4 protein-coding genes are annotated in these 6,315 nt (G+C 39.7%); 3 read left to right on the top strand and 1 reads right to left on the bottom strand.

Translation table 11 applies throughout. From position 1 onward, the window contains the following. Positions 1–67 precede the first annotated feature (67 nt). Together BGX12_RS06340 and BGX12_RS06335 are read left to right on the top strand one after the other, a co-directional pair. Positions 68–1,177 (top strand): McrC family protein, encoded by a 1,110-nt coding sequence (locus BGX12_RS06340; protein WP_109735246.1) that lies wholly within the window; start codon positions 68–70, stop codon positions 1,175–1,177. A 61-nt stretch (positions 1,178–1,238) separates the two neighbouring features. Next, positions 1,239–4,259 (top strand): AAA domain-containing protein, encoded by a 3,021-nt coding sequence (locus tag BGX12_RS06335; protein WP_109735245.1) that lies wholly within the window; start codon positions 1,239–1,241, stop codon positions 4,257–4,259. Positions 4,260–4,382: 123 nt separating this feature from the next. Here the strand turns inward: BGX12_RS06335 and BGX12_RS06330 are convergent, their stop codons facing one another. Next, positions 4,383–4,625: a hypothetical protein gene (locus BGX12_RS06330; RefSeq protein ID WP_109735250.1), complete on the bottom strand. Its 243-nt coding sequence runs from the start codon at positions 4,623–4,625 to the stop codon at positions 4,383–4,385. A gap of 587 nt (positions 4,626–5,212) precedes the next feature. Between BGX12_RS06330 and BGX12_RS06325 the strand changes: the two genes are divergently transcribed. Next, a complete protein-coding gene (locus BGX12_RS06325; RefSeq protein WP_109735244.1) occupies positions 5,213–6,100 on the top strand; it encodes a PDDEXK nuclease domain-containing protein in 888 nt (295 codons plus the stop codon). Positions 6,101–6,315: the final 215 nt, after the last annotated feature.

Raw genomic sequence — 6,315 nt, 5'->3', positions numbered from 1 at the left:
TGTAGATGTAAAGATAGCCTACGAATGGGAATCGGAATCGAGAGAATCATCTAGCAAGGCTGCCTAAATGCTTCCACACATGTTGATGATGCCTCATTATTTTTTGCATTACATGCTTCAAAAAGTATGCAATGTGGCGTTTACTCCTCGCACCAGCGTGGGGGAGGATTCGTTCTACGATTTCATTTATTTCTTGTTCCCGGCCTATTTGCGAAAGGCGATCAATCAAGGCGTTTACCGAGCCTATGTGACCAGGGAATATAACGACGCTAATGTTCGTGGTCCCATAGATGTAGCCCGTCATATTCGTAAGAATGTTCCTTTCAACGGCAAAATTGCCTATCACACACGCGAATATACAACGGATAATTGCGTAACACAGTTGATTCGCCATACTATCGAACATATTCGTTCCTTAAGCATGGGTGATGCTGTTCTGAATGGTTCGGACGGCAAGAATCGTGACGATGTGTCAGAAATCGTTGCAGCGACACCGACATATTCAAGACATAATCGCATGTCTGTTATTGCCAAGAATCTTCGTCCTGTTACGCATCCCTATTACACAGCATACGAACCCTTGCGTAAGCTCTGCCTGGCCATTTTACGTCATCAAAAGCTAAGCTATGGCGAAAACAACTCGGATTCCATCAATGGTATCCTTTTTGATGGAGCTGCCCTTTGGGAAGAATATCTCAACGTAATCATGCGAGATTCAGAAATTGGCGAAAAGCTTGTCCATCCGAATAACAGAACGGGCTTTAGACGACAGCATCTATTTGAACTTGATGACGGAACTAAGAACCGTTGCATTTATCCGGATTTCCTGTTTGGCGCAGATTCTAAACAGGGGAAAATATTGACTGCTGAAGCCGTTCTAGACGCCAAATATCGCCGTTTAGATGATGGCTTGGACAGAGACGCTTCTTTCCAGATATTGTCTTATCTGCTACGATTCTCTTCAAAGAAAGGATATTTACTGTATCCTTCTGGAGAACCAAGTGTAAAGGATAAATCATACACGCTAATTCAACCCAAAGATTCATCTGCTATTGTAATCAAGGCAATTCCGTTCCATGTGCCGGAATATGATGAGACTATTTCTTTTCAAAAATTTTCAGAGAAAATGCAGAAGGAAGAAGGGGATTTTTGTAAAGAAATAAAGAAATCATGTTGATTTCGCTTTAAAAGAGTCTTTATACAGCTTTTTTCCCGTATTTTCAGTATATATTCCTGTTATGAGCGTCGCAAGAAACATATTCAGAGCAATTCATGAGGGCCGTTGGCTCTCTATTGAGTATGTCAATGCCGAAAAAAAGACGACGCATTATTGGATTAGCATAAACAATATCGAAATCAAGAATAAAGACGGGGTAGAGAGGGCTCGATTAGATACAATGGGTCTTCATTTAATGACCCACAAATGTAGCCAGCGTTATCTTTATTTTGATGGAATCCAATATGCTGAAATTATCGAGGGAACATTTGCGCTTCGCAATACGACTTTGTTGCATGATTTAAATGCGAATCCATCTCGATATGCCTGCATTTTTAGCAATGTTCACAATGTCAAGATACTGAATTATCTCCAGGAATGCCAAAAACTTTCATGTGATAACCGAGAAAAGAAATTTCGGTTGCTAGAACATCTTGATGAATCTCAATTTGTTAAGGGATGCTATAAGCTTACTCAGGAAGAATGCGATTCTCTAATTGATTATTTCCAAAAGAAACAATCAAAAAAGTCAAATTCTGAATTTATTGCATTAGAACAACTTGGGTTGAATAAGCTGAGCATTAAGACCGATAAAGGTCTTTATGTGTTGGCCTATAATGAATTGTTGTTTGATATCGAAAATAAAGCACTGAGAAAGTCTCCAGAACCAAAGATTTTGACAAGATTTGTTCTGAGAAATGATGTTGCAACCGAAGTCATTAGAATCTCCCGCTATTTGCACGAAGATGAATTCCTTTTACTTGAAAACTTTGATGCAAATGAAAAACAAATCAAGGATTTGATTATAAAGAATGGACGACTTTCCCGTGGTGAATTGTTAGATGACATGCCTCATATCGTCGCCTTGGAAACAACTTCTAATGATTTGACGAACGAATACGATTCAATAGCATTATCATTGCAGTCAGGAAGTGTGACTACGCCACTCCGTGCGTTCTTTGGCGAATTTTTAAGCAGATCTCGCAAACGTAAGAACTATCCCATTGCGCTGCTAGATAATAATGTTAATCTAGATCAGTTGTTGGCAATTCATAAAACGCTTAAGTACCCGATGGCTTATATTCAGGGACCACCAGGAACTGGAAAAACAAGGACCATTGTCAATACCATCATAAGCGCATTTTTCAATGATCGTACCGTTTTATTTTCGTCACAGAATAATCAACCGGTAGATGGGGCTTTTAAACAACTGATATCAATTACAGTAGATGGAAAAGATGTTCCTTTCCCAATTTTACGTCTTGGCAATAATGAAGAAGTCAAGAAGTCCATAGGATATATTAAGGGACTCTTTGAACGTACAAAAAATTGGACAGTAAAAGACGAAGCATTGACTATATTCTCAAACGAGAAAACCGAAAATACGTCAAAACTAGCTGAATATCTTGAAACTTACGAAGATAAGCTTGATTTACTTGAACGAGAAGATGCTGTAAATGATTTTCTGGAAAAAAATACCGCTTTTGATATCGGCATAAATTTACAGAGCAAGCAGTTAACTCGCATTAGATCAAAATTGGCAGATATCGGTGAAGTTAATACGGAAAAAGCATTGAGCTATTTGCCTAATGACTATGAAAAATTCCTGTTCTTCATTCGTTTTAAGTCGGCAAAATGTATTCAACGTTTGAAAGAACCCAAATATAGGGAACTTTGGAAAATTCTTGAATGTGAAAATGCAGACGATGCTGTTGCTAAATTCAATCGTTATTTAAAAGAAGATGCGAATTTGGAAAATTTATTGAAGGTTTTTCCTGTTATAGCAACAACGAATCAATCTGCTAAAAAGTTGGGTTCTGCAAAAGTTCATTTTGACTTGACCATTTTGGATGAAGCAAGTCAATGCGATATGGCTATGGCTTTGTTACCGATTTTACGTAGCGAAAGTTTAATGCTTGTAGGCGATCCTCAGCAATTAAATCCGGTCATTACATTAGACGATTTGGACAACAAGCGACTAATAAAAAAGTACGGAATAGCCGATGAGTATGACTATAAAAAGAATTCCATATACAAGTCATATTTGGCTGCCGATTCCATTAGTGATGAAGTTTTATTGAGTCATCACTATCGTTCCGCAAAGGAAATTATCAGTTTCAATAACAAGAAGTATTACAACAATAAACTTCGAGTAATGACGGCAAAAAAGGAATTGCCTCCTTTGATATTCCAGGAAACAGCGAATGAAATGCCATTTACTCGTAATACTTCTGCAAATGAGGCGGATGCCATAGCTGAATTTGTAGCCAATCATCCGGAAAAGTCAATTGGAATTATTACACCTTTTGTAGCTCAAAAGGAAATGATTGATGAAGCCTTAAAAAATCGTGGTGTGTCGGCAACCTGTGGTACGGTTCACACGTTCCAAGGCGATGAAAAGGATATTATCCTGTTTTCTTTGGCATTGACGCAGAGAACTGCACAAGGAACTTATAATTGGTTTGCTGATAATAAGGAACTGATTAATGTTGCGGTGTCTAGAGCTAAGGAAGAACTGGTTCTTTTCTCTAACACACCGACGATAGAGCGATTGCACAAGGATAATGATGATCTTTATGAACTTGTGCAATATGTCAAGACAAAAGGCGAGTACAAAGTTACGCCAAAACATTCTCATTCAAGAGCTTTGGGATTAAAAACATATAGCACAAAGATGGAAGACGACTTCTTTGAAAATATAAATCATGCTTTGAGCGTTGTTGACCCCCATAAGCGTTATTCTGTAAAAACACAAGTTCCTGTCTCACAAGTTTTTCAACAGAATACCTGTGGAGAAAGCATTTTCTTTACAGGCAGTTTTGACTTTGTTCTTTATGAAAAAGATGGTCGTTCAGAAGTTCCTTTACTCGCTATTGAGTTAGATGGGGAAGAGCATCGTACCAATGAAAATCGTATAAGATGTGACAAAGCAAAAGAACGAATTTGCAAAGACCATTATTTTGAACTTCTTCGCATTCCAAATTCCTATGCGAGACGTTACAATCATATCAAGGAAATATTGATAGATTATTTTAAACGATAATTTTTAGAGTGCAAATTTTTCCCAATTTTAGTGCAATTTAATATTGCACAATTAATTGCAGTTGAAACTTTCGTCCACAAACGCTTCTCATACAACCATTTTGCCGACGTTGGCAAAATGGTCTTAGAAAAACTTTTGATTCATCGTTTCAAGTAATTCCGCGTTAAGAGTATTGTCTAAATTGGGAATCACGCTGTCAATGGAACAATAGGGGCAAAGTGCAGTTTTTTCGCCATCGTCATCAGTCCATTCTGTGATTTCAGACGGGGCGAATAATCGTTTGCAATAGAAACATCCGCATTGAGTTGCTGTGGACAATACGCCCCTGTTCCTAATGCTGAGCTTATGAAGTTCATCAAAATTCATGTAAAGTAATATAGTTATTTTTGCATCTTGTAAGTGGATCATTTTTTGACAATCAAAGTACTTGAAATTTCTCGTATATTTGCATATATTTCATCTCGTAATTCATCAATCCTTGAGACAGTCGACATAGGCTTGCAAAAGCCCGTACGTGCATTCGCGGCAAGGTTCATTAACCATCTGGTTGATGTTGTTGGATAGCTGGCAGGAGACGCAGCCTGCTCGAGCCAAGCCGAAAGGCTGGCAAGTAACGCCGGGGAAGGCCCCCGCCAACAACAAAACTAGAACATCTTCATAATCAAAAGTATGCTATCGATCATCTTCCCGGCGTGGGGAAAATGATGTTCTTTGCCGTTGTGGTTTTGCAGAATCACGACATAGGAGATTATTATGGTAAAAAAGGTTGTTGGCGTGGGCAGCGCTGTTTTTCCAAAATGTGAAACGCAGTCTCACAAATTGACTTGGAGTCATTAGCGAGGAGGGCAAGATGGATAAGGTCAGTTCGATTTACAATAACATTGTTCAGCAGATCAAGTCTGCTATTCTTGAGACCCGGACTGAGGGGATTTTCAGCGACAAGCATTAAGAAAATGCGTCAATTTTACGAGAAATGGGAAGAGTTTTTAAATCGCCCGCCAATGGCGGGCGAATTGGAAAAGGCTGAATTTGACATAAAAACGCCAATTATACCCATTCACGCTCTAATAAACTTAAATCGTTCGCCAATGGCGGAAGTTTTGAACTTCTCCGATTTCCTTGCACTCAGTTTTTCACATCATATGGAGATTTTAGAGAAAACGGATTCTGTAGAGGAACGAGCGTTTTACATCCACCAGGCCGTTTTGAATCATTGGGACAAGTACACCCTGCGGGAATACCTTAAGGTAGACCTGTTTCATCACCAAGGGCAGATGTCCAACAATTTCGCGTTGACACTCCCGAAAACGCTCCATACGCAAAAGGCCATTTCGATGTTCAAGGACGAGTACCTCCTGGATTTTATCAATGTGGAGGAATTGGGGGAGCGCAACCCGCAAGATATTGACGAACGCGTGGTTGAAAAAGCCATTGTCCAGAATGTCAAGAACTTCATTTTGACCTTCGGCAAGGATTTTACGTATGTGGGCCATCAGGTTCATATCGAAAAATTTGAACACGACATGTGGGTGGACCTGCTCTTTTTCAATCGCGAATTGCGCAGCCTTGTCGTTGTCGAACTTAAGACGGGCGAGTTTAAGCCGTCATATTTAGGCCAGTTGGCCGCATATATGCGTGTGTTGAATGATGATGAACGCAAGCCTTCTGAGAATCCCGTAATTGGTATAATACTTTGTCAAAATGCCGACAAGCCCTTTGTGGAATACTTGCTTCAGGATTATAACCAGCCCATGGGCGTTGCAACCTACAAGGCGATGCCTGAAAAACTCAAATTGGTCCTGCCCGACGAAAAACTGCTCCTGGAGGCAATGCGTAAGTAGACCATTTTGCCGATGTTGGCAAAATGGTTACTATATTGACATTCTTTACTCTTTTGCATATATCTATCCATGTAATTCATCAATCCTTGAGACAGTCGACATAGGCTTGCAAAAGCCCGTACGTGCATTCGCGGCAAGGTTCATTAACCATCTGGTTGATGTTGTTGGATAGCTGGCAGGAGACGCAGCCTGCTCGAGAGCGTAAGTTCGCCGCA

Source organism: Fibrobacter sp. UWR4 (genome assembly GCF_003149045.1).
Classification (GTDB): Bacteria; Fibrobacterota; Fibrobacteria; order Fibrobacterales; family Fibrobacteraceae; genus Fibrobacter.
The sequence above is the reverse complement of the archived record's forward strand: the minus strand, read 5'-3'. Positions and strand labels throughout refer to the sequence as shown.